Raw genomic sequence first — 23,919 nt, forward strand, 5'->3', positions numbered from 1 at the left:
AATGGCACTATCCTCTAAGGCGCAAGGGCATTTGATAATGCTGGCTGTAATGACCGTTTTCGGTTTGAATATCCCTGTCAATAAATACTTATATGCTTCGGGATATATCTCGCCGTTCGGGATGACGGCCACACGTATGACGTTCGCTGCCATTGCCTTTTGGCTTATATCGCTCTTTTTGCCGAAAGAAAAAGTCGACAAACGCGACTTGCTCTTGCTTGTGGGTGCAGGCCTTTGCGGGATGCTTTGTAATCAGGGGCTTTTTGCATACGGGCTGGGTATGACGTCTTCGGTGGATGCTTCTATTATTACCACCAGCGGGCCGCTGTTTGCCATGATTATGGCTGCCATAATACTGAAAGAGCCGATAACTTTTCAAAAAATAGGAGGAGTCCTTGTGGGTGGTGTTGGAGCTGTAATATTGGTGCTCACCGCTCATCAGATTGCTGCAACGGATTCGGGTAATAATATGATGGGAAATCTGTCTATATTCAGTGCGCAGCTGTTTTATTCGTTCTATTTGGTAATTACGCGTCCGCTGGCGACTAAATATTCGCCCATCACCATGATGAAATGGATGTTTCTGCCTTCGTCGATTATTGGCTTGCTGCTATTCGGGAAAGATATGGTTTATGCGCCCATGTTCCATCAGTCGGATATGACACCTTTGCTGATGATTGCTTTCACGCTATTCGGGGCGACGTTTTTTACCTACCTGATGATTCCGCTGGCGCAACGGCGCATACGTCCCACTACCATATCGATGTATAACAACCTGCAACCGCTGATAGCGACGATTGTTGCCATTGCGATGATGGGGGAGAAATTCTCGGTGATGAAACTGGTAGCATCCGTATTTATTTTTGCAGGGGTTTATCTGGTTACAACGAGCAAGTCGAAAGCGGATATAGAAACTGAAAAAATAATGAAATAGGCAGCATAAATTTACGTTATAAAAATAAAATGTACCTTTGTAGGTGTATTTACATTATTGAATGAAAAAAGTTTTATTGATAACCATTTTGTCTTTTATGGCAGTCGCTTCCTATGCCCAGTTTGTAGGAGTGGGAGCGCAATATGCCGATGCTAAGGGCAAAGGCAATGCTATTCAGTTCGCGGCCAATTTGTCATTCCCTTATTGGCACGAGGATAACGCACTGAATACGTTTGTTTCGGGCGGAATAGACTATACCGGAGGCAGTTCGCCTGTGGCGGGACTGAATGTTAAACCCATTATGCTGACAACTTATTTCAGCGAATCGTTGTTTAATAAATATCCCTTTACGGTGATGGCCGGCCTTGACGGAGGTTACCTGTTCAACTTCAGGCATGGAAAAAACGGTGTGGTGTTGACACCTAATATATACATCGATTATAAATTTTTCTTTGTAAAAGCCGGATACGATATGAATGTTACGGCGGGGAAAGAACAATTCTTTGTACGCGCTGGCATCTGCATAGGGATGGGTACTTTGAAAATGCTTCCGAATACGAAAATACGTTGATTATGAAGAAATATATTTTTATACTTTTATTTTTTATTCCTGTTGCGGGATTCTCTCAATTGGTAGGGGTTGCCGGACAGTGGACGAAATTTGAAGGGGATAGCCATTTTCAGTTTAATGCCTCGGCATCGTTTCCTTATTTAAACAATCTGGGCGACAAAACCTGCTGGATGTTTGGCGGAGGGGTCGATTACCTATCGGGGAGTACGACCGTTTCGGGGTTGAATATCAAGCCGGCACAGTTTGTTATTACATCGGCTAATATATTCGGGGTGAAAAGTTATACCATTATGTTAGGTGCCGATGCCGGATATAATTTCAACTTCAACCATGGTAACGACGGAATCATACTGACGCCGAACATATACATGGACTATAAGATATTTTACGTGAAAGCCGGATACGATTACAATACTTCCCACAACGAAGGACAATTCTTTGTGCGAGCAGGTTTAGGGCTTGGAGTCGGCTTTTTCAAGATGTTTAAACGTTAGCATATTAACTTTTCAAAAAAAAAGAAAACAGAAAGGCTGTTTCGGCATATCATACAATGAAAATAGCAGCGCTTGTATCAGGTGGGGTAGACAGTTCGGTAGTTGTGCATCAACTCAAGGAACAAGGATATGACCCTACCATTTTTTATATCCGCATCGGCATGGAGGACAAAGACGGTTATATCGACTGTCCTGCCGAAGAAGATATCGAGATAACGACTTACATCGCCAAAAGATATGGCTGCAAGATGGAAGTTGTCTCTTTGCACGAGGAATATTGGGATAATGTGGTGAGTTATACCATAGAAGCTGTGAAGCGTGGCTTGACGCCTAATCCCGATATGATGTGCAACAAGATGATAAAGTTCGGCTACTTCGACCAGAAGTGGGGACACGAATATGACAAAATAGCAACCGGACATTATGCCACAACCACCGAATTGAACGGGAAAACATGGCTCTCGACGGCCAAAGATAAAGTGAAAGACCAGACCGATTTTCTGGCGCAGGTTACCCCTGTCCAGATTTCCAAATTGATGTTTCCGATAGGGCATTTGCTGAAAAGCGAAGTGCGCGCCATAGCTGCCGAACAGGCTCTTCCGTCTGCCAAGCGGAAGGATAGCCAGGGGATTTGCTTCCTCGGTAAGATAGACTACAACGATTTCATCCGCCGCTATCTGGGCGAAAAAGAAGGCTTGATAGTCGAATTGGAAACGGGTAAAATCATCGGACGGCACAAGGGTTACTGGTTTCACACTATCGGACAGCGCAAAGGGCTTGGCCTGAGCGGCGGGCCGTGGTATGTGATAAAGAAAGATATCGATCGCAATATTATATATGTATCTAATGGCTACGATCCCGAAACACAATACGGGAAAGTGGTGAATATGTCGGGTTTCTCCTTTATCACCGAAGATATTTGGGGCGACTTCGAAGGGCGTAAGGATATAACCTTCAAAATTCGCCATACGCCTGAATTTACCAAAGGTCAGATTGAAAAAATCGGCGACTTGTACCGCATACATTCCGAAGAGAAGATACAAGGTATTGCTGCTGGACAATTCGGCGTCGTTTACGATGCTGATTCCCATTTATGTATCGGTAGCGGCGAAATCGTTCTCGAAAAATAATCTTCATGGAATATCTTGCAGAATTACCTGACATTCAGTTTGTCGATGTTATCGAAGCATTGGGTACGGTAGCCTTTGCTATCAGTGGCATCCGTTTGGCCTCGGCTAAGCGCTTCGATTGGTTCGGAGCCGTTATCGTAGGTTTTGTAACAGCTATCGGAGGCGGAACGATGCGCGACGTCTTACTGGATGTCACTCCTTTCTGGATGCAATCGAGCCTCTATATATGGTGTACGCTTTTCGCGTTTCTTATTGTGGCATTCTTCCGCCGCTTACTCGTTCATCTCGACAATACGATTTTCTGGTTCGACTGTATCGGGCTCGGGCTGTTCGTCGTGGTGGGATACGAAAAAACGATGATGCTCGGTTATCCGATGTGGGTTTGCGTCTTTATGGCGATGATAACCGGTATTGTAGGAGGGATTGTGCGCGATATGTTGATCAACGAAATACCGATTATTTTCACGCAGGAGTTGTATGCCGTAGCTTGTATTATAGGCGGTATTATCTTCGGTATATTGATATATTTCGGTGTGGGATTGGTGCTGACCGAAGTCATAACGGCTGTTTCTGTCGTAATTATTCGTATATTAGCTACCAAGTTCGGCTGGAAGCTGCCGAACCTGAAAGATGACTGATGATTTAATCATGGATGGAAACCCACTTTCGGATTGACCTAAATATAATCTAATATGAAAATAACCAATGCCTTTATACGGCAGCGCTTAACAGAACTAATCAAAGAAAAGCAGCAGCAGAATTCAACAGCCAAACGGCATTCGGCAAAGCTCTTTACTATAAAAAAGATTTTTCCTAAATTCCTTAGGGCGGTAATTTTTCATCCTTTCAATCCGTTTTATGCTGTATTCATGCAGTACAAAGCATCGAAAAGCAAACGCAAAGACTGTATCGCAGTACAACCTCTATACCCTTTTGCGGTAGACTTTTTCGACTATTTCCTGCAAAATGAAATAAACTTCGATTCGTCGCTTTATTATCCGCTTGATGATGAGGCCGAAATAGGGAGTTATATAGATAACCGGCTGATGTCGCTTATTCCCGGTTACGAATCGAAAAAGATGACCGGTACGCAGTCGGGCATATTAGCCAAGCAAAGGGAATTGTCGGGGAAGATAATGAAAGAGGGCGATTGGTTTCGCCTGTCTTTGGAGGGAAAAGACTATTATTTGCCCCGGAATGAGTTTGGCGAGCATACCTATATTCACCACTATGGCTTGGGTGTAGTTCCCGAAAGTGTGAAAAAGCACATCGAAGGAAAAGACTTTCTGGATGTTGGCGCTTATCTGGGCGATACTGCGATTTTTCTCCGTCAGAACTATGCTCCTTCTTGCATATATGCTTACGAACCAGTTTCGTCCAATGCAGAGCAACTGAAAAGTGTAATCGAGAAAAATAAAGCCGATAATATTGTGTTGGTAGCCAAAGGTTTGAGTAGTGAAAAGGCCGTAGCCGATATTTATATCGATGCAGACGCTTCGTCCGTTGCTTCTATCAATACGGCTGTTGTAGCTTCCGGTCGTAAGAAGGAATCGATACAGATTACGACCATCGACGACGAATGCCGGAATAAAACAATTGGTTTGATAAAGATGGACATCGAAGGGGCTGAGTTTAGCGCTATCAAAGGAGGCTTGGAAACTATAAAACGCGACAAGCCTGTATTGCTGATTTCGTTGTATCATACCGGAAAAGATTTCTTCGAGATACCGCCTCTGTTGAAAGAAGCAGTTCCGGAATATTGTTTCCGTTTTGTCGACCTCGAAATATTGAACCCTTTTACCGAAAAAGTGCTGGTTGCTTATCCCTCAATATGAACAATAACCATTTTGCCATGAAAATCTACCTGTATATATTATTCTTTTTCGCTTTTGCTGTTGTTTCCTGCGCGCAAACAACTAAACAAGAAGATGTTTCGCAAAAACAAGAGAAAGTAGATCCTTATCCCGATTTGGACGATTTCAGCAGGCAATTGTGTAAGGCAGCCTTGGAACTGACAAAGGATAAGGTGACATACGATCCTGCTTATGTGAAAATCCCTTATCCCAACGGCGATGTACCGGCCGACAGGGGAGTGTGTACTGATGTGGTAATCCGTGCCTATCGCAAATTAGGCATAGATCTGCAAAAAGAAGTACACGAAGATATGGTAGCCAATTTTTCCTTATATCCCAATCAAAAACGATGGGGATTGAAAACCACCGACACCAATATAGACCATCGCCGTGTGCCCAATCTGCAAGTATTCTTCACCCGTAAAGGGACGGTGAAGCCGATTACCGACAATCCGGACGATTATCAGCCGGGCGACTTGGTAACATGGGACTTGCCGGGAAACCTGACACACATCGGGATTGTGGTCAATATTAAATCCGAAGACGGGCTTCGTCCCGGGATAGTTCATAATATAGGCAGCGGGCAGGTTTTGCAGGATTGCCTTTTTGCCTTTCCTATAACGGGGCATTATGCTTTTCGTAGATAGATAATATCGATAGCTGTTCTACGGTTTCTATATGGTGATGTCTGTTTCGTAGTCTTTTCTGTAATCTTCATTTAGCCAGTTGGTTAGATTCTTTTCTTTTTTAGGTTATAGCTTCTGTCTATAAGGTGATAGTAAATATCTATTTGATTTATTGATTGAGACATTCTACATTTGTAATGTCAAAATAATAACGAACAAAGTAATAGATATTATGTCAGTACTTGTAGGTAAAAAAGCCCCCATTTTTAAAGCATCAGCCGTAATAAACGGAACAGAAATAGTAAATGACTTCTCTCTGGAACAATACCTTGGGAAGAAGTATGTGTTGTTTTTCTTCTATCCTGCCGACTTTACTTTCGTATGTCCTACGGAAATAATTGCATTTCAGGAACGCCTTGCAGACTTCGAATCGCGCAATGTAGCCGTTGTAGGAGCTTCGACCGATGGCGCGCAATCGCATTGGGCATGGCTTCAGACTGCACAGAATGCAGGTGGAATTCAAGGGGTTAAATACCCGCTGGTTGCCGACAATTCGCTTGTGATTTCTAAAGCATACGATGTGCTTGCCGGAGATCACGACTACAATGACGAAGGCGAAGAGATATTTGTCGGTTCGCCCGAAGCATACCGCGGATTATTCCTTATAGACAAAGAAGGGGTTGTCCGTCATCAGGTAGTGAACGATATGCCGCTCGGACGTAGTGTAGACGAGGCACTTCGTGTAATCGACGCCCTGCAATTTACGGAGCAATATGGCGAAGTTTGCCCTGCTAACTGGAAAAAAGGAGATAAATCGTTGAAGCCGACTCACGAAGGTATTGCCGATTATCTGTCTAAAAAATAAAATGCCGATAGAGGCATAAAGGTCTTCTCATGAATTTAGTGAGATGTGTTTAGGTTAATTATTACGCAGAGCCGGAGCTGTTGATAGCTGCGGCTTTTGTTTTTTAGGTTTTTGGGTGTGTTATTTTGTATGAAAATTGAAGCAGGACAGTGTGTTTCTAAAGATTTTCCTTACCTTTGCATAATACACAGATGTTATTTACGTGCAAGAAACAGGGCAAAATAATTCAATATTTTTAGTTAACATGTTTTTCATTAATGTGTTAACATTGGTCTTCTTCGTGCACACACACACACACACACACGAAATATAGTCAATATTTCGGATTAATCCAAGGTTTTAGGAAGTTTTTTAGAAAAAAGAGTAAACAAGTAGACAAGTTAACAAGTACACGAGGATGGAATAAACTTGTTTACTGGTCAACTCGTCTACTTGTCCACTTAAGATATGCTTGTGTTAATGTCAGGGGTATTCCGGGCTGCGACAGCCGTACCTACCTCCCCCCATCCCCCTCCACAAGAGGGGGAGCGAGGGGCAATATTTCAGTGAGCAGCAGGCCCCCTCAATCCCTCGAAAGGGGAAGTATATCATCCTCTTCTATCAACAATAAGGCTTTTGTAGGGGCGAAACATCGTTCGGCGAAGCGCAGGCGAGCCAAAAATCTTTCGCCCGCAATATCCGACATATACGGGGCAATATTTATTGCCCCCTACAAAACGATAGCGAGATCCCTCGTATCCACTTGGGATGACAATAACCGGCCCCCTTTATCCCCCAGAAGGGGAAATGGGTTTGTACCACCATTCAACAAAAAACGAAAATATATCCTTCCCTTAGCCTCCCCCACGGGGAGGTTTGGTGGGGCTCAAACAAACTATTTATTCACTTCATCTTTTTCTGTTACCCCTCTTGTGGAGGGGGGCAGGAGGAGGTGGTTAATTTTTTTATAACATGAAAAGAACTTTGACACAGGCTATTATGATATTAGCCTTATTCACGACAACCGCCTTGCATGGGCAGGTAACCATCGGCAGTGGCGAGAAACCCAATGTCGGCGCACTGTTAGACCTGAAAGAACATGCCCCCGATGCCAATAATGCAACGGCAAAGCACGGGCTTGGATTGCCCAAGGTGGAACTTTCGGATTTGAGCAAACTGAAGATAGGAACAGCCCCCGAAATAACGGGAGCGGACGCTTTGGAGCATACAGGTCTTATTGTTTATAATGCCGTACCTTCGCTATGTATTTCTGCGGGTATTTACATTTGGGATGGAACCCAATGGGAACAACTAACAAGAAAAGGAGCAGGAATCGGCAGTTATGAAGAAGATGTGCAAGCCCTGAAAGACCTCTACAATGCCAACCCGGGCAATACGCTGGGGTGGAATTTGAGTGGTGACCCCGCAAATTTTGCTGGGGTTACCTGGACGACTATATGTGGCGAAAAAAGAGCTACAGAATTGCGTATTATTAGTAAAAATCTGACATCTGCTACCGGAATAGATAAACTTTATGCTTTAACGGAGCTGTATTGTGCTGCTAACTCACTAACGAGTCTGGATGTATCGGGCGCCACGGCGTTAACGGACCTGTGGTGCAATGATAACCAATTGACAAGTCTGAATGTATCGGGAGCCACGGCCTTAGCAACGCTGTATTGCTATTCTAACCAACTGACAAGTTTGGATGTTTCGGCAAACACTAATTTAACATCGCTGGAATGCAGTTATAATCAACTGACAAGTTTAAACGTGTCGGCAAACACCGCTTTAAAGCGCCTCTCTTGCTCTTCTGACCAACTGACGAGTTTGGATGTGTCGACTAACACGGCATTAACGGAGCTGTATTGTGACTATAACCCACTAACGAGCCTGAATGTATCGGGTGCCACGGCCTTAACATACCTGAGATGCAATAATAACCAACTAACAAGTCTGGACATATCGGCAAACACTAATTTAACAATACTGAGATGCTCTTCTAACCAACTGACAAGTTTGGATGTCTCGGCCAACACGGCGTTAACACAGCTGTGGTGCTATACTAACCAACTGACAACTTTGGATGTTTCGGCAAACACTAATTTAACATCGCTGGAATGCCCTTATAATCAACTGACGCAAACAGAAGTGAATAAGTTTAAGCTTCACCCGAATTATTGCCCCTATATATCTGGTTGGTCTGTAACTCCCCAGTATTTCCCGGGCACGACGACAATAGATCCTTCTGTAGCCAATCCTACTTGTCCGTAATCCACCTCCCTTCCGTTCCCCCTCCCAATGGAGGGGGAGAATAAAAATAAAACAACTTTATCTATATTAGAAAAGTTGACAAGTAGACGAGTAAACAAGTTGACCTATTCTTTGTCATCCCGAGCGGATGCGAGGGATCTCGTTGTTCACAGTCGGGTTGGGATGCCTCGCATCCGCTCGGCATGACAGAACCGTTCTTTTACTTTGTGACCTCTGTGTAAAAACTTCGTGTCCTCTGTGGTTGAGTAATAAAAAAAAGACAAGAAAAAAACATTGTATCGCGTCAAAAATGTCAAGTGTGTCAAGTTTTAACTAAATATTGATTGATAATCAGTTGATTGATGTTTTTCTTAAAAAATGACAACTCAAAAAAGGAAAATAGCCCTGTCTGGATAGATTTTTCGTACCTTTAGGCATCTAAAATCATACAACATGGCTAACTATAATTTTGATGAAATAGTCGATAGAAGCGGGACAGATGCCATTAAGGTGGATTTGTTGAAAGAGCGCTTCGGCAGTGATAACCTCATTTCCCTTTGGGTGGCAGATATGGATTTTAAATCCTCGCCGGCCATTACCGAAGCCATTATCGAGCGCGCCCGTCACGGTGTTTTCGGTTATACTTGTGCTTCGCAGTCGTATTACGATGCCATTATCAATTGGCTCGCCCGCAGGCATCAATGGCAGGTTGAGCAGGATTGGATATCTTATATCCCCGGCATTGTGAAAGGGATAGCCTTTGTGGTGGATTGCTTTACAACAAAGGGCGATAAGGTGCTTATCCAACCTCCTGTTTACCATCCGTTCCGGATTATACCTACGTTGCACGAACGCGAAGTGGTAGACAACCCGTTAAGGTTGGAAGCCGGTGTGTATAAAATGGATCTGGATGATTTGAAACAGAAGATAAGCGGCGCTAAAGTGCTCATTCTCTGCAATCCTCACAATCCGGGAGGAAGGGTTTGGACGCGGCAGGAATTGATTGATATAGCCGAAATCTGCTACGATAATAATGTGTTGGTCATTTCGGACGAGATACATTCCGACTTAGCTTTCGGGCATGCCGGACATACGCATGTTCCTTTTGCATCCGTTTCGGAGAAAGCGGCGCAGAATAGTATAACATTTATGGCTCCGAGCAAAACATTCAATATCGCGGGCATTGTGAGTTCGTTTGCAGTCGTGCCGAATGACGAGTTAAGAGAACGTTTCTATTCCTATCTCGAAGCCAGCGAACTGCGCGACGGGCATATCTTTGCTTACACCGCCACCAAAGCAGCGTATAACGATGCCGAAGATTGGTTGGACGAAGCGAAAGCATATATCTGGCAGAACATTCAATTTGTGGATGAATATTTGCGAGCGAATATCCCTCAGATAAAAGCGATGATTCCGGAGGCTTCTTATCTGGTCTGGCTCGATTGCCGGCAATTGTGCTTGAAGCAGGAAGATTTGGTGTCTTTGTTTGTACATGATGCTCATCTGGCGCTCAACGACGGAACGATATTCGGGCAGGGAGGCGAAGGTTTTATGCGTTTGAACGTGGGCTCGCCCCGAAAAGTGCTCGAACAGGCTCTTAATAATCTGAAAAATGCAATTAATAACAAAATTAAATAATACCTTTGTCTTTCTGCTCTGAAAAGGGCACGGTAATTGTACCGGACAACGTGATATACTCTTAAATATTAATTAAAAAAAACTGGAACAAAATGAAAATCTCAACGCATAAATTGGTTGCCGTATCATATGACTTGAACGTAGGTGAGGGAGATGAGCTCGAACTGATGGAGCGCGCTACGCCGGAGCAGCCACTTGAATTTATCTTTGGAACAAATTCTATGCTCGAAGCTTTCGAGCGCAACCTCGACGGCTTGTCGGAAGGAGATACTTTCTCATTCCAATTGTCTCCGGATGAGGCATATGGCGAATACGACGACGATTATGTTGTAAGCCTTCCACGCAATATCTTCGAAGTGGATGGGAAATTCAACGAGGATGTTATCAAAGAAGGAAACGTCGTTCCGATGATGGATACGAACGGTAACCGCTTGAACGGGGCAGTCCTCGAAGTAGGCCCTGAATCGGTAAAGATGGATTTCAACCATCCGTTAGCAGGCGAAACGCTTAATTTCTCGGGTAAGGTTCTTTCGGTGAAAGAAGCCAGCGCCGAAGAAATAGCAGCATTGACAGCCTCTCACGGTTGCGGATCGGGTTGCGATTGCGGCGACGAAGAAGCCGATGCTTGCGGCTGCGGATCAAGTTGTGGTTGCCACTAAATAGTTACTACGCAAATAATTATACTAAGCCTTCGAGTGATACTCGGAGGCTTTTCTTTACTCCTCTAACCGGTAATCTAATGGCAGCATGCAGCCTACCTTTTGCCCTCCCCACAAGCCACTGTATATAATCTTATCGAATTGGGTGGTGTTGCCGAAAGCGTCTACCAGTATCTTGTCTGCATTGAATACGATGTCCGATTGTTGTCTTCCGTGCTGGTCTAATAGAACGGTTACCCTGAGATATGGTTGTTTTACCTTGAACGAAGATAAATCGATTCTTTCTTCGGCTATTAAATCGTTAGGGATTATTTCCAGCATCTTCATGGATAACGTATCCTTTATTATAAAGCATTTCTCGGAAGAGATTGGTAAACCATTCCTGAAAAGCTCATACTTAGTGCCTTTTAGTCCATTTTCTACAAGGTTTTTATAGAAGTAGTTGGTTGAGCTCATGTAGGCTTCTTTCCTGCGCTTTTCTATTTTATCATTGATTGTCTCGAAGTTGGAAAACATCGATTTCCCGCTGAGATAGGACCATTTAAGAAACTTCTCATTCAATGTGTTTTTCCAGGAGAATTTCAGTGTGAATTCCTGTATGTCGAAAACGACACGATAACCTAAATAGTTATTCTCGATAATTAACGGTTTGTCCGAAACGGCTTTAAGTTCTTTTTCCGATTCGTCATAGTAAATGTGTATATCGTCTTCATTTATTATCTTACATGCTTTTCCCGCTTTGTCTTTCCCTAAGAAGTATTTCCGGAATATGGCCAGTTTCTCTTTGCGCGAGAAGATATCGGGTAAAACCGTCACTTCACTTAATCTCTGGTATTCCTTTTTTAGGTAAATGATTTCGGGTATTTCGTTGAATGGTGAAGGAAAAACCGCCAATTCATAAGACAAATGAGAAATAATCAGGTTGGTAGTCATCAACGTATAAATAGGAATTTTAAATACCCCTTCTTTATCGGTGGTCGTATGTATCGATGTTCCGTCGAAATAGACATCGACATCTTGCAGCGGCTTTTTGGTGTCGGTGTCGTATACTTTGCCTGTCAGTATTTGTGCATAAGAAGAAAAACTGATAATCAGGAATAAGCAAAATATAAGTAATCTGTTCATTGTTGTCTTTGTTTTGTTTATATATATGCAAATATATGGAAAATATTCTTAAAAAAAGCGCTTTTTCTGTTATATGGTAAAGCGTCTTACGGGCGTATATTTTGATGTGGATAAGGCCTTATTTTTATCTCGAAACTTCTCCTGTAAAAAATTTTGTTTATCCTTTATTTTAGCTTATTTTTGCAATGCTGAAAAGCTATAGAAATAACCGATAAGTCATTTTTATTATTGATAAAGAACAGTCAACAGAAAATTATCTAATCATAACAACTAAAAACAATTAAAATTTTATGAGTTGCTTATTTACATCCTCAATTGGGAAGAAACTGATAATGAGTATATCAGGTGTCGTCCTGGTTTTGTTTTTATTGTTTCACGCAACAATGAACGTGATTGCTATCTTCTCCGAGGAGATGTACAATGACATTTGTGCCCTGCTTGGCGCTAACTGGTATGCCGTTTTAGGAACAGCAGCCCTTGGCGCGATAGTGGCTATTCACTTCATCTATGCTTTCGTGCTGACAATACAAAACCGTAAAGCACGCGGTAAAGACCGTTATGCAGTAACTAAGAAACCAAAACCGGTAGAATGGGCGTCGCAGAACATGCTTGTTTTGGGTATTATCGTTATCGGATTTTTAGGCTTGCACTTCAGCCACTTCTGGTACAAAATGATGTTTACCGAATTAATGGGGCATCATACCGTTAATCTGGGAGGCGAAGTTGTTTCTCCGCAAGACGGGGCAGCCTTTATTAAGTACTACTTCAGCCATCTGTGGATAGTAGTTGCATATCTTGTATGGTATGTGGCATTGTGGTTCCACCTTTCTCATGGGTTCTGGAGTGCGTTGCAAACAATCGGTTGGAACGGTAAAACATGGTTTAACCGTTGGAAGGTAATCAGCAACATTCTTGCTACTGCTATCTGCTTAGCCTTTGCTGCCGTGACGATCTTCTTCTATTTGAAATCGATTTACTGCCTCTGCTAAATCAGGGATGTTTAATTATTAAAGTCTAAAAAGAATTATACAATATGACAACTATATTAGATCCTAAAAAAGATTCTAAAGTTCCTGAGGGGCCACTCGAAAGGAAATGGACAGAATATAAAGATCACCAGAAATTAGTGAATCCTGCTAACAAGCGCCGCCTCGATATTATTGTGGTAGGTACAGGCTTGGCCGGAGCATCGGCAGCCGCTTCGCTTGGCGAGATGGGATTCAACGTATTGAATTTCTGTATTCAGGATTCACCTCGCCGTGCGCACTCTATTGCTGCACAGGGGGGTATCAACGCTGCAAAGAACTATCAAAACGACGGTGACTCGGTTTACCGTTTGTTCTACGATACAATTAAAGGTGGTGACTACCGTGCACGCGAATCAAACGTATATCGTTTGGCCGAAGTAGCAAATAGCATCATCGACCAATGTGTGGCTCAGGGAGTCCCTTTTGCCCGCGAATACGGAGGCCTTTTGGATAACCGTTCGTTCGGTGGTGCGCAGGTTTCGCGTACATTCTATGCTAAAGGACAAACCGGACAACAGCTTTTGTTAGGTGCTTATTCAGCCCTTAGCCGTCAGGTGAACAAAGGGACTGTGAAATTATACACCCGTTACGAGATGGTCGAACTTGTCCTTGTGAAAGATGAGGATGGGGTAGAGCGTGCGCGTGGTATCATTGCCCGCAACCTCGTTACAGGTAAACTGGAGCGTTTTGCTGCTCATGCCGTAGTAATCGGGACTGGTGGATATGGTAATACATTCTTCCTTTCGACGAATGCAATGGGATCGAACGGTTCTGCCGCTATTCAGGCATATAAGAAAGGTGCATATTTCGCAAACCCTTGTTTTGCACAGATTCACCCGACTTGTATCCCGGTACACGGCGAGTTCCAGTCTAAATTGACATTGATGTCGGAATCGCTTCGTAACGATGGACGCATTTGGGTTCCTAAGAAAAAAGAGGATGCAGAGGCTATTCGTGCAGGCAAGATGAAACCGACCGAAATAAAAGAGGAAGACCGCGACTACTATTTGGAGCGTCGCTATCCTGCATTTGGTAACCTCGTACCTCGTGACGTGGCTTCGCGTGCAGCGAAAGAGCGTTGCGATGCCGGTTTCGGTGTGAATAATACCGGCCTGGCTGTATATCTCGACTTCTCGGATGCTATCAACCGTTTAGGTCGTGATGTTGTTGAGGCTAAATATGGTAACCTCTTCCAGATGTATGAGAAAATCGTTGACGATAATCCGTACGAAACACCAATGATGATTTATCCGGCTATCCACTACACGATGGGTGGTATCTGGGTCGATTACGAGTTGATGACTTCTATCAAAGGATTGTTTGCTATTGGCGAGGCCAACTTCTCCGACCACGGTGCAAACCGTTTGGGTGCATCGGCATTGATGCAGGGATTGGCTGACGGATATTTCGTATTACCATATACTATCCAGAATTATTTGGCAGACCAGATTACTGTGCCGCGCTTCAGTACAGATTTACCTGAATTCCAGGCTGCTGAAAACGAGCTGAAAGAGAAAATCGCTAAATTGATGAATATCAAAGGTAAGCGTTCGGTGGATTCTATCCACAAAGAGCTTGGTATCATCATGTGGGATTTTGTAGGTATGGCGCGTACAAAAGAATCGTTGACAAAAGCTATCGATGATTTGAAGAGAGTGAAAGAGGAGTTCTGGACAAATGTTCGTATTCCGGGTGAAGCGAATGATTTGAATGTGGAACTTGAGAAAGCACTTCGTGTAGCAGACTTCATCGAGATAGGTTTGTTGATGGCATACGATGGGCTGAACCGTAACGAGTCTTGTGGTGGACACTTCCGCGAAGAATACCAAACTCCTGAAGGTGAGGCTATGCGCGATGACCAAAACTATTCGTATGTTGCTTGTTGGAAATATACTGGCGACAATGAAGCTCCTGAATTAATCAAAGAGCCTCTCGATTATGAATTTGTTGTGAGACAACAGCGTAATTATAAATCGTAAAATAGTTACGAGTTACAAGTTACGAGTTACAAGTTATTAGAGAATAATGAAGTAATTGGTAGCTTATAGATAGACTGAAAGTATGAAAACGCATAAAGACCTTATTGTCTGGAAAAAGGGAATTGATTTAGTGAAGTCAGCTTATGAATGTACAAGTCGCTTCCCTCAATCTGAGCAATTTGGATTAACTTCTCAAATAAGAAGATGTGCGGTTTCGATACCATCGAATATTGCTGAAGGATGTGGTAGGAACTCGGATAAAGAGCTGATTCATTTCTTGTATATTGCTCTTGGTTCGGCTTCGGAACTCGAAACACAGATTATTATATCTGTAGAATTAGGGTTTATGCCACAAGAACAATCGGATAATATTCATCAGCAAGTTAATGAAATGGTAAGAATGATTTCATCCCTGATAAAGTCTATTAAAACTCGTAACGCTGATTTAATTCATTAAGTTTAAATAAACAAAAGTTATATTGTACAGTTCTTGTAACTCGTAACTCGTAACTTGTAACTGATAAAAACAATGGATAAAACAATAAATATAAAAGTAAAAGTTTGGCGCCAGAGAGGTCCTAAAGTTAAAGGAGCTTTTGAAACATATGCGCTGGATGGCATTTCGGTTGACAGTTCATTCCTCGAAATGCTCGATATCCTAAACGAACAACTTGTAAACGAAGGTAAAGAGCCTATCGTATTCGACCACGACTGCCGCGAAGGTATATGCGGTATGTGTAGCCTCTATGTAAACGGAGAGCCGCATGGACCGGACACAAGTGTGACAACTTGCCAGTTGCACATGCGTAAGTTCAAAGATGGCGAAACTATTACAATCGAACCTTGGCGTTCGGCAGCCTTCCCTATCATCCGCGACTTGATGGTGGATCGTACGGCTTTCGATAAGATTATTCAGGCCGGAGGTTATACAAGTGTTAATACAGGCGGTGTGCCTGATGCGAATGCTATTCCAATCCCTAAACCGGATGCCGACGAGGCGATGGATGCAGCCTCTTGTATCGGTTGCGGAGCTTGTGTGGCAACTTGTAAAAATGGTTCGGCTATGCTTTTCGTATCGGCTAAGGTAAGTCAGTTGGCGCTCCTTCCGCAAGGACGTGTCGAAGCTGCCCGTCGTGCCAAAGCCATGGTTGCTAAAATGGACGAATTAGGATTCGGTAACTGTACCAATACACAGGCTTGTGAAGCTGAATGTCCTAAGAATGTTTCTATCAGCAATATTGCCCGTCTGAACCGCGAATTCCTGAAAGCGAAGTTTAAAGACTAAGTTTGCAGAACGAACTATATCGGCAGCCTAATCAATTTTATTGGTTAGGCTGTTTTTTTGCTGATTGATTTCTGTGCAACGACCAATATAACGGAAATGATGATGAGGGCAATGCCAATAAAGCTGTATAAACTAAACGCTTCGGAAAAATAAACAACCCCGACGGCGACTGCCACAACAGGCTCCATCGAACCGAGTATGGAAGTGGTGGTAGAACCCACATATTTTATTGCCAGCACCAAAGTGAGATCCGAAATGACGGTACATAAAAGTGCCAGTAAAGAGAGTTCGGTAAAAGCCGAAAAGCTTGGGATAGGTTGCACACCTCCCGAAAGCAGGGCATATACTAAGAATATAAGCGCGCCGAAGAGAAGAATGTAGAAAGTTAATACTTCGGCAGGCAATTTTCCCGCCTTACTCTGGTTAACGCCTACTATATAAATGGAATAGGTGAGGATGGTGATGCCTGCAATCAGTATGCCGAGCAGCCGGATATTACCACCGCCTGTCCAACAAAGAAATACAACCCCACACACGGCGATGATAGCGGCTAAGAGGAGGGATATAGACTTCCTCTCTTTGAAAAAGGCAACCATAAAGATGCTTACGGCAATGGGATACATAAAGTGTATTGTCGTCGCCATTCCGCTGGGGATGTAATGGTACGAATAGATAAGGAAAAGCGCTGTAGCTGCATATAAAGCACTCAGTGCGAATATGGAAAGCAGATGCCGCGAGGGTATTTTCAGGCTTTCTTTCCGGATAAGGCAGATGCCTGCCATCATGATGGCTGAGAAGAGAAAGCGAAAAAACAAAATGGATGGTCCCTCTAATCCCTTTTCCATTAAGGGAATAGAAAACAATGGAATGAGTCCGAACGTGCCGGACGAAACCAGTGCAAAAATGATTCCCTTTAGAGTTTTCATAAACGATGATCTTAATTAAGCCTGCAAAGATAGCTATTGTATGCTGTCTAAAAAAGCCTTCTTTGTTAATCAATTGTTTAATATTGTTATTGGTTTATCAATATTTTTTTAGTTGACGAGTAAACCAGTTGACGAGTAAACCAGTTGACGAGTAAACGAGTATACAAGTATACAAGAAGTAGAAGCCTCCCCGTAGGGGAGGTTGGAGGGGCTAAAAAGTAACTACAATAAAAAATGCATAGGATATATATACTTTTTGTCTATCTTTTTTACTTAACATGTTTACAGTAAGTATAATATGAAGTGTGCAAAAGTAACACGAGGGTGACAAAAAGGTGACACATTTGTGGCTTTTTGGGGAACAACTATAATCAGAATCGGAAAACGGCCGGAAGGCGTCTTTTTTAGTTAATTTTTTTCACTTTATCGTATAATTTTTTATACTTTTGGTGGCTCATAGAAAATAAGGAAATGTCAGTAAAAACTATATATGACAAGTTTATCGTTTGGAAAACTAACCACGTAAAATCCAATCAATTATTACTCTTTATCAGCTTTCTGATAGGGATACTGACTGCATTGGCTGCATATATACTGAAATCGCTGATTCATTTTATCCAACATCTGCTGACCTCGCACATAACAGGCGAGAGCGCCAATTACTTATACCTTATTTTTCCCGTTGTCGGTATTCTTTTGGCAGGGTTATTTGTCAAATACATCGTAAAAGACGATATAAGCCACGGGATTACGAGGATTCTGTATGCCATTTCGCAACGGAAGAGTTTTATCCGGCTGCATAATGTATATACCTCTATTATAGCCAGCTCCGTAACTATCGGGTTCGGGGGATCGGTGGGAGCTGAGGCGCCTATCGTTCTCACGGGATCGGCTATCGGTTCCAATCTGGGGCGCTTCTTCAAAGTGGAACAGCGCTACCTGATGCTCCTCATCGGGTGCGGTGCGGCAGGAGCTATTGCCGGAATCTTTAAAGCGCCGATAACAGGCCTGGTGTTTGTTATCGAGGTGTTGATGCTCGACCTCACACTGTTCACCATTATGCCTTTGCTGGTTTCGTCGGTCACGGCTGCTACCTTCTCCTATATTACGACCGGGACGAAGGCCATGTTTGAGTTTGCTCACGGCGATCAGTTTTTGATGGAGCGCATTCCGTTTGTTGTGTTGTTAGGCTTGTTCTGCGGCTTTGTGTCCCTTTACTTTACGAGGGCTATCATGTGGGCGGAAGGAAAATTCAGAAAGCGTAGCTACTGGACTAAATTCCTGATGGGCGCAACAACATTGAGTATTCTTATATTTATTCTGCCTCCCCTCTATGGCGAGGGTTACGATACAATCAACATATTGATCGGAGGTAGCCAGAATTTCGATTCTATCCTTTCGGGCAGTTTCTTCTATCAGTATAAAGACCAGAATTGGGTACTAATCGTATTCCTTGTTGGAGTAATCTTGTTTAAGGTCTTTGCTACGGCGGCCACCAATGGGGGAGGGGGTACGGGTGGTACATTCGCTCCGTCGCTCTTCGTGGGGTGTATAGCCGGCTTTGTCTTTGCCTTCGTTATCAACCAATATGGTGGATTCACCCATCTGCCTGTGCAGAATTTTGCCCTGATGGGGATGGCAGGCGTAATGGCGGGTGTTATGCATGCGCCGCTTACAGGGACATTCCTGATAGCCGAATTGACGGGCGGATATGAATTGTTCTTGCCGTTATTGATTGTTTCGGGGGTTGCCTACCTCACTATCAGGCTGTTCGAATCGCACAGTATTTACTCCATGCGTCTGGCTAAGAAAGGCGAACTACTGACGCACCATAAGGATAAAGCCATCCTGACATTGATGAATGGACGGGAATTGATAGAGACTAATTTTCAGAGTGTTACCCCTGATATGACCTTGGGCGATGTGGTAAAAACGATTGCCTGTTCGACGCGCAATGTCTTTCCGGTGGTCGATGATAATGGCCACTTTATGGGGATTGTACAAATGGATAATATCCGCAATATCATGTTCCGCCCGGAACTGTATAACCGCTTCAAAGTGACGCGCTTTATGACCTCTCCTCCGGCAGTCATACAAATGGGGATGACGGTGGAACAGGTAATGAAGCTATTCGATAAAACTAAGGCATGGAACCTCCCTGTAATCGATCAGGAAGAGAAATATCTGGGCTTTATCTCCAAATCGAGCGTACTGAATGTCTACCGCGAAGTTCTGGTAGAGACTTTCTCTGAAGGTTAATTCTTTTTTTTAAGGAGTGACTATCGAAGCCAGCGAATCGGGGGACAATACCACTATGGTGTGTGTACTGTCTATCTTTTGGTTTCCGGCTTTATCCACACAGCCGATAAGTAAAAAATACTCCCCTTGCCGATAAGGTGTTTCGTTCTGCCCGCCAGAGTTGGCAGATATGCGGATGTCACTTTGGTTATAAACAGTCGTGTCTGTTTTCCCGAAAATGGTGCTCCAAGCCCTTGTGATATATAATAAGGAGTCGGTCTTTCGCCATTGGCTACCAACAAGGATGGAGTCTCTTGGAGGATTCGGTGATATCTCGGTAGAGTCATATCTTAGCTTGATAACGAATGAGGACAGTCCGCCCTCTTTGTTATCCTCGAACCTTACCTTGAATTTCATTATGCGTCCCGGTACCAGCGTATCTCTCGAGGAGGTGTTGTTCCTGTTGAAGGTATAGGTTATTCCGCCATGTATAATGGTATCTTCGTAATTTATCCTTATATCGGATATGACAGGCGCAGTTGTGTCGTCCTTGTGTTCGTCCTTTCCGCATGAGAGGAAAGCAAGTACAGAGGCTAAAAGCAGGAATATAAGTGAAATCAGTTTTCTCATTGTCGTGTCCTAAATGGGTTATACCCTGCGAAGATAAGCAATTTCGTTAAAAAAACATGCGATGAGCCGAAAGAAACAAGCAGTTGAGAGGTTTCCCTCTCAACTGCCTGATAGTAATGATTAGTGATTGTAAATATAGAACCTCTTATGGAATTAATCGAAGAATTCCCATTCATACTTCCGGTCGTATACCGTTAGCCTGTCGATGCAGAAGTATGCAGGGGTGTTCATGCGGGTTGCCGAATTGTCGCTGCTTTCGAGCGTGAAGAAAATATAACGGACGTCTCCCAGCGAAGAGATATTGATTGTCTGCCATTTATCCAAGATAGATGTCTTGCCATCCCGGTAGTCGGCCAGATAGACTGTTACGGGAGCGGTGATTTTCATATCGCCATCCACCCCGTAGATGTTCAGTTTGAAATAGTCCCCGTTTTGGAAAGCCGAAGCTCCATTGTTGTTCCCATTCATGATGGTGTAATAGACCAACGACGTGTTAGTCACGGAAATCCGGTGTGCCCGGTAACGCTTTTTGCCCGATTGAATCTTTACCCATGAGGTGAAATCGTATTCGGAGAAGGTCTTTCCCTTGAGTGGCTCTGTGATGCGTGAACCTTCTACAAGTCCTTTGCCATAGTTCACGAGGTAGGGTTTTCCTTCGCCCGATAATCCGCCTTTTGGCATGGCTGCAAACTGATTGCCGGGATACCAGCCGCTGCCGCTGTGGTCGGAGTTATTAGCCACGTTGCTTACAACAAAGCCGTCGAAAACGGTTGAGCTTAGAGCGGTATGAGAGAACTTAAAGATGCCGGATTCGACATTCGTATTGTCTGTATAGGCATCTTTCCAATATTTGCCACCTGTGACAGCTACGCCGTCCGATAAGTCGAACTTATCTATATTGAGCTTTTTGTACTCACGGTCATAATCGTCTTTGCACGATAGGAAGCCCAGCAAAAGGGGGGCTGATAGAAGTAGGTAGAGATAAATCTTTTTCATGTTGTATGTAATTAAAATAATGTATTCTTGTATTTCTTCTGCCAAAGGTATCTCTTTAGGGGAGGGGATAATGACTTTTTAGACGAAACAGCCTGTTTTGTAGACGGAACAGTGTATTTTGGTGGGTGGGCCTAAAAAAGGGAGAGAAGAACTGCTACCGAACAACTCTTTTCTCCCCCTGAGGATTACTTAATATATTTGCTTCTTTATTTGACTTTATCTACGACGAGTCTATCCAGACAGAAATATGCCGGAGTGTTCATGTAAGTGCTGCCACCTACTGTACTGTTGTCGCTACTTTCGAGTATGAAGAAGATATAACGCACTTCGCCCAACGAAGAGATATTCACCTTCTGCCATTTGTCCAGAATAGCCGTTTTGCCGTCGCGATAATCAGCCAGATAGACTGTGACGGGAGCGGTGATTTTCATATCGGCATCTACCCCGTAGATGCTGATTCGGTAATAGTCGCCATTATCAAAGGCGTTGGCAGTACCATTCCCGTTCTTTATGGCATAGTATGTCAATGAAGTGTTGGCTATGGAAACGCGATGCGCTTTGTACCGGTCGCCGGCTGCTCCGACCTTTACCCAAGAAGAAAAGCTCGATTCGCTGAATGTCTTTCCTGCGTATGGAGCTGAAATAGCTGCTCCGAAGGTAAGTCCTTCGCCATAGCTCACGAGATAAGGTTTGCCTTCGCCCGCTACAGCGCCTTTCGGCATGGCCGCGAATTGATTGTCGGGATACCAGTCGCTTCCATGGTCGCTATTGTTAGCCACGTTACTTGCCGTAAATCCTTCGAAATAGTTGGCGAAAGCCGATGAGTGCGAAAACGCGAAGATGCCGGACGTGATATTGGTGCCGTCTATATAGGTGTTTTTCCAATACTTTCCATCTGTGACTGCTACTCCGTCGGACAAGTTGAAGGTACTCATGTCGAGGTCGACATAGTGGTGGTCATCATCGTCCGAACAAGCTGTGAACCCTAATGCAAGGGTTGCTAATAGTAATAAATAAATCTTTTTCATGTTGTATATTAATTGTTTATAGATTGATTAGTCTACTTTGTCGACAGTCAGTTGATCCATACAGAAATATGCCGAAGTGTTCATACCCCATATTGGATCACTATCCGTACTTTCGAGTTTAAAGAAAATGTATTTCACTTTGCCAAGCGGTGATAGATCCATCCATTCCCACGAATCGTTTACCGTCCATTCCGATGGATCGTCCGAACGATAGTCTGCCAGATAGAATTCTACAGGATCACTTATAGTATTATCGGCATCTACGCCATAAGCACGGAGTACAAAATAGTCTCCCTGAACAAACTGGCGTGCCGATCCGCTTCCGTTGACGATGCAGTAATAAGGCCATGCACTGTTGCAAACGTACATCCCCACAGCTTTGTAGGTGTTTTCTTCGTCGGCTATTTTTACCCATGAAGTGTATCTGGTTTCGGAGAATTCGCCTCTGTCGGGACGCATTCCGGCCATTAAAAACGAAACTAAGTAAGGAGTGGATTCCCCTTTTACACCTCCTTTTGCCATACAAGCAAATTGATTGGTTATGAAATCGGCCTGTTGGCTGTTATCGTTTGAGTTGCTTACGGTGAAACCATCCCAGAAAGCATATCCTCCGCCGAAATTCATTGAAGTATGTGAGAACCCGAAGATTTGGGATTCGACATGTACATTGCTGTCGTCGTATGTTCCCGACCAGTACTTTCCTCCGGCGGTAGCTACTCCGTCGGATAGGTCGAAGTTAGTCAGGTCTAACCGTACATAGTTTACATCCTCCGGCAAGACAGTGATTTCGACTTCACCTGTCGTCTTGGTATATTCCAAAACATTCACAACCATTAATGTCGCTTTGTGTGTGCCGGCTTGCATAGGCGTGTATTCCAACACCAACCTGTCGGAAACAACCTTGTCGTCTATGCTCCATGTAACGATGTCTCCCGAACGCATTTCGATTCCGGGATTTATGTTTAGGGTTTGTCCTTCCTTTAGTATATAGCCGTTTTCGGGTTCGGTTATGCTGATTGTTTTGGTGCTGTAGCCGGGTGTGTCATCGTCCGAGCAACTTGTGAATCCGAGTAGTACAGGTGTAAGTAGTAATAGAAACAAATAAACTTTTTTCATTTTTTCGTGTATATTTAGTTTAACATAAAAAGTTGCCCGCCAATGCCTTATAACATTGAGGAATGGATATAAACGAAAACGGTAAAATATGAATGTAGCATTCTTTTCTTAGCGTTTTCCGGCTTCATTTCCCCCGAAAGCCAAAAACATAATACAACTTGGCAGGTCTTCTGACTTACTCTTGTTTCTTACAGCCTTCCCTTCATTTTCTAAAAGTGGCGATAGATTGAAGAAACATTGTTATCAGTGTCTGTTAACTGTTGACTGTTAACTGCTCACTGAAAAGAGCTCACAGCAGCGGGTCTGTTCAGGATTTTCACCTGATTCCCTTTTCATCACGCATCCGAAGCATTTGGACTTGTGACACCAAACTGATGCGGCAAAGTTCTGGAATTTTGTTCAGACTACCAAAGTATTTCTTGTGAAAGAAGTGATTTTGGAAAAGAAAAGGTATATTTGCACCGCATTTGGGCAAGGGGTATTCCTGCATTGTTAGAAATGGCCGTATATCCCTTAAATGCATCGAGAGTTCATCCCAAAAACATTCCTGTGACTCGGATGTTTTT

General features: G+C 43.5%; 23 protein-coding genes and 1 riboswitch. Of the genes, 16 read left to right on the top strand and 7 right to left on the bottom strand.

Annotated elements, in window-relative coordinates:
• Nucleotide 1 precedes the first annotated feature (1 nt).
• The 8 genes from D0T66_RS12010 (at nucleotide 2) to D0T66_RS12045 (ending at nucleotide 6,473) form a co-directional block, all read left to right on the top strand.
• Nucleotides 2–934 (top strand): DMT family transporter, encoded by a 933-nt coding sequence (locus D0T66_RS12010; RefSeq protein WP_163357542.1) that lies wholly within the window; start codon nucleotides 2–4, stop codon nucleotides 932–934.
• Between the two features lie 61 nt (nucleotides 935–995).
• Nucleotides 996–1,505, top strand: a complete 510-nt coding sequence (locus D0T66_RS12015; protein ID WP_163357543.1) for a hypothetical protein — start codon at nucleotides 996–998, stop codon at nucleotides 1,503–1,505.
• 2 nt (nucleotides 1,506–1,507) lie between these two features.
• A complete protein-coding gene (locus D0T66_RS12020; RefSeq protein ID WP_163357544.1) occupies nucleotides 1,508–1,999 on the top strand; it encodes a hypothetical protein in 492 nt (163 codons plus the stop codon).
• A gap of 56 nt (nucleotides 2,000–2,055) precedes the next feature.
• A complete protein-coding gene (gene mnmA / locus D0T66_RS12025) occupies nucleotides 2,056–3,129 on the top strand; it encodes a tRNA 2-thiouridine(34) synthase MnmA (RefSeq protein ID WP_163357545.1) in 1,074 nt (357 codons plus the stop codon).
• A 5-nt stretch (nucleotides 3,130–3,134) separates the two neighbouring features.
• On the top strand, nucleotides 3,135–3,767 hold the full coding sequence (locus D0T66_RS12030) for a trimeric intracellular cation channel family protein (protein WP_163357546.1): 633 nt from the start codon (nucleotides 3,135–3,137) through the stop codon (nucleotides 3,765–3,767).
• A 54-nt stretch (nucleotides 3,768–3,821) separates the two neighbouring features.
• Entirely contained in the window at nucleotides 3,822–4,964 is a 1,143-nt protein-coding gene (locus D0T66_RS12035; protein ID WP_163357547.1) for an FkbM family methyltransferase, read from the top strand.
• Between the two features lie 17 nt (nucleotides 4,965–4,981).
• A complete protein-coding gene (locus D0T66_RS12040; protein WP_163357548.1) occupies nucleotides 4,982–5,629 on the top strand; it encodes a DUF1287 domain-containing protein in 648 nt (215 codons plus the stop codon).
• A gap of 211 nt (nucleotides 5,630–5,840) precedes the next feature.
• Entirely contained in the window at nucleotides 5,841–6,473 is a 633-nt protein-coding gene (locus D0T66_RS12045; RefSeq protein WP_163357549.1) for a peroxiredoxin, read from the top strand.
• A gap of 562 nt (nucleotides 6,474–7,035) precedes the next feature.
• Here D0T66_RS12045 and D0T66_RS16360 read toward each other — a convergent pair.
• Nucleotides 7,036–7,158 (bottom strand): hypothetical protein, encoded by a 123-nt coding sequence (locus D0T66_RS16360; protein ID WP_255489817.1) that lies wholly within the window; start codon nucleotides 7,156–7,158, stop codon nucleotides 7,036–7,038.
• A gap of 266 nt (nucleotides 7,159–7,424) precedes the next feature.
• On the opposite strand from D0T66_RS16360, the gene D0T66_RS12050 reads away from it, so the two are divergent.
• From D0T66_RS12050 to D0T66_RS12060, 3 genes are all read left to right on the top strand, one after another.
• Entirely contained in the window at nucleotides 7,425–8,726 is a 1,302-nt protein-coding gene (locus D0T66_RS12050; protein WP_255489818.1) for a leucine-rich repeat domain-containing protein, read from the top strand.
• Nucleotides 8,727–9,158: 432 nt separating this feature from the next.
• Nucleotides 9,159–10,343, top strand: a complete 1,185-nt coding sequence (locus tag D0T66_RS12055) for a MalY/PatB family protein (protein ID WP_163357550.1) — start codon at nucleotides 9,159–9,161, stop codon at nucleotides 10,341–10,343.
• A 92-nt stretch (nucleotides 10,344–10,435) separates the two neighbouring features.
• The gene (locus D0T66_RS12060; protein ID WP_163357551.1) at nucleotides 10,436–11,002 is read left to right on the top strand and encodes a peptidylprolyl isomerase; all 567 of its coding nucleotides are present in this window, start codon (nucleotides 10,436–10,438) and stop codon (nucleotides 11,000–11,002) included.
• 57 nt (nucleotides 11,003–11,059) lie between these two features.
• Here the strand turns inward: D0T66_RS12060 and D0T66_RS12065 are convergent, their stop codons facing one another.
• Nucleotides 11,060–12,127, bottom strand: coding sequence for a carboxypeptidase-like regulatory domain-containing protein (locus D0T66_RS12065; RefSeq protein ID WP_163357552.1), 1,068 nt, complete (start codon nucleotides 12,125–12,127; stop codon nucleotides 11,060–11,062).
• A 290-nt stretch (nucleotides 12,128–12,417) separates the two neighbouring features.
• On the opposite strand from D0T66_RS12065, the gene D0T66_RS12070 reads away from it, so the two are divergent.
• The 4 genes from D0T66_RS12070 to D0T66_RS12085 all read left to right on the top strand — a co-directional run bounded on the left by D0T66_RS12070 (nucleotide 12,418) and on the right by D0T66_RS12085 (nucleotide 16,419).
• Entirely contained in the window at nucleotides 12,418–13,116 is a 699-nt protein-coding gene (locus D0T66_RS12070) for a succinate dehydrogenase cytochrome b subunit (RefSeq protein ID WP_163357553.1), read from the top strand.
• A gap of 44 nt (nucleotides 13,117–13,160) precedes the next feature.
• On the top strand, nucleotides 13,161–15,134 hold the full coding sequence (locus D0T66_RS12075) for a fumarate reductase/succinate dehydrogenase flavoprotein subunit (protein WP_163357554.1): 1,974 nt from the start codon (nucleotides 13,161–13,163) through the stop codon (nucleotides 15,132–15,134).
• A gap of 82 nt (nucleotides 15,135–15,216) precedes the next feature.
• A complete protein-coding gene (locus D0T66_RS12080) occupies nucleotides 15,217–15,591 on the top strand; it encodes a four helix bundle protein (RefSeq protein ID WP_163357555.1) in 375 nt (124 codons plus the stop codon).
• Nucleotides 15,592–15,663: 72 nt separating this feature from the next.
• Nucleotides 15,664–16,419 carry a succinate dehydrogenase/fumarate reductase iron-sulfur subunit gene (locus D0T66_RS12085; RefSeq protein ID WP_163357556.1) on the top strand — a complete coding sequence of 252 codons (756 nt, stop codon included), beginning with the start codon at nucleotides 15,664–15,666 and terminating at the stop codon, nucleotides 16,417–16,419.
• 44 nt (nucleotides 16,420–16,463) lie between these two features.
• Here D0T66_RS12085 and D0T66_RS12090 read toward each other — a convergent pair whose 3' ends face one another.
• Nucleotides 16,464–17,345 (bottom strand): DMT family transporter, encoded by an 882-nt coding sequence (locus D0T66_RS12090; RefSeq protein WP_163357557.1) that lies wholly within the window; start codon nucleotides 17,343–17,345, stop codon nucleotides 16,464–16,466.
• Nucleotides 17,346–17,816: 471 nt separating this feature from the next.
• On the opposite strand from D0T66_RS12090, the gene D0T66_RS12095 reads away from it, so the two are divergent.
• Nucleotides 17,817–19,604: a chloride channel protein gene (locus tag D0T66_RS12095; protein ID WP_163357558.1), complete on the top strand. Its 1,788-nt coding sequence runs from the start codon at nucleotides 17,817–17,819 to the stop codon at nucleotides 19,602–19,604.
• Nucleotides 19,605–19,613: 9 nt separating this feature from the next.
• Here D0T66_RS12095 and D0T66_RS12100 read toward each other — a convergent pair whose 3' ends face one another.
• From D0T66_RS12100 to D0T66_RS12115, 4 genes are all read right to left on the bottom strand, one after another.
• On the bottom strand, nucleotides 19,614–20,213 hold the full coding sequence (locus D0T66_RS12100) for a DUF4625 domain-containing protein (RefSeq protein WP_163357559.1): 600 nt from the start codon (nucleotides 20,211–20,213) through the stop codon (nucleotides 19,614–19,616).
• Nucleotides 20,214–20,366: 153 nt separating this feature from the next.
• A complete protein-coding gene (locus tag D0T66_RS12105; RefSeq protein ID WP_163357560.1) occupies nucleotides 20,367–21,209 on the bottom strand; it encodes a DUF4465 domain-containing protein in 843 nt (280 codons plus the stop codon).
• Nucleotides 21,210–21,415: 206 nt separating this feature from the next.
• Entirely contained in the window at nucleotides 21,416–22,237 is an 822-nt protein-coding gene (locus tag D0T66_RS12110; protein ID WP_163357561.1) for a DUF4465 domain-containing protein, read from the bottom strand.
• A 27-nt stretch (nucleotides 22,238–22,264) separates the two neighbouring features.
• Nucleotides 22,265–23,353, bottom strand: a complete 1,089-nt coding sequence (locus D0T66_RS12115; RefSeq protein WP_163357562.1) for a DUF4465 domain-containing protein — start codon at nucleotides 23,351–23,353, stop codon at nucleotides 22,265–22,267.
• 142 nt (nucleotides 23,354–23,495) lie between these two features.
• A riboswitch (cobalamin riboswitch) is annotated at nucleotides 23,496–23,739 on the bottom strand.
• Nucleotides 23,740–23,919 lie beyond the last annotated feature (180 nt).

The sequence above is a fragment of the Dysgonomonas sp. 25 genome (genome assembly GCF_010501075.1).
Lineage (GTDB): Bacteria > Bacteroidota > Bacteroidia > Bacteroidales > Dysgonomonadaceae > Dysgonomonas.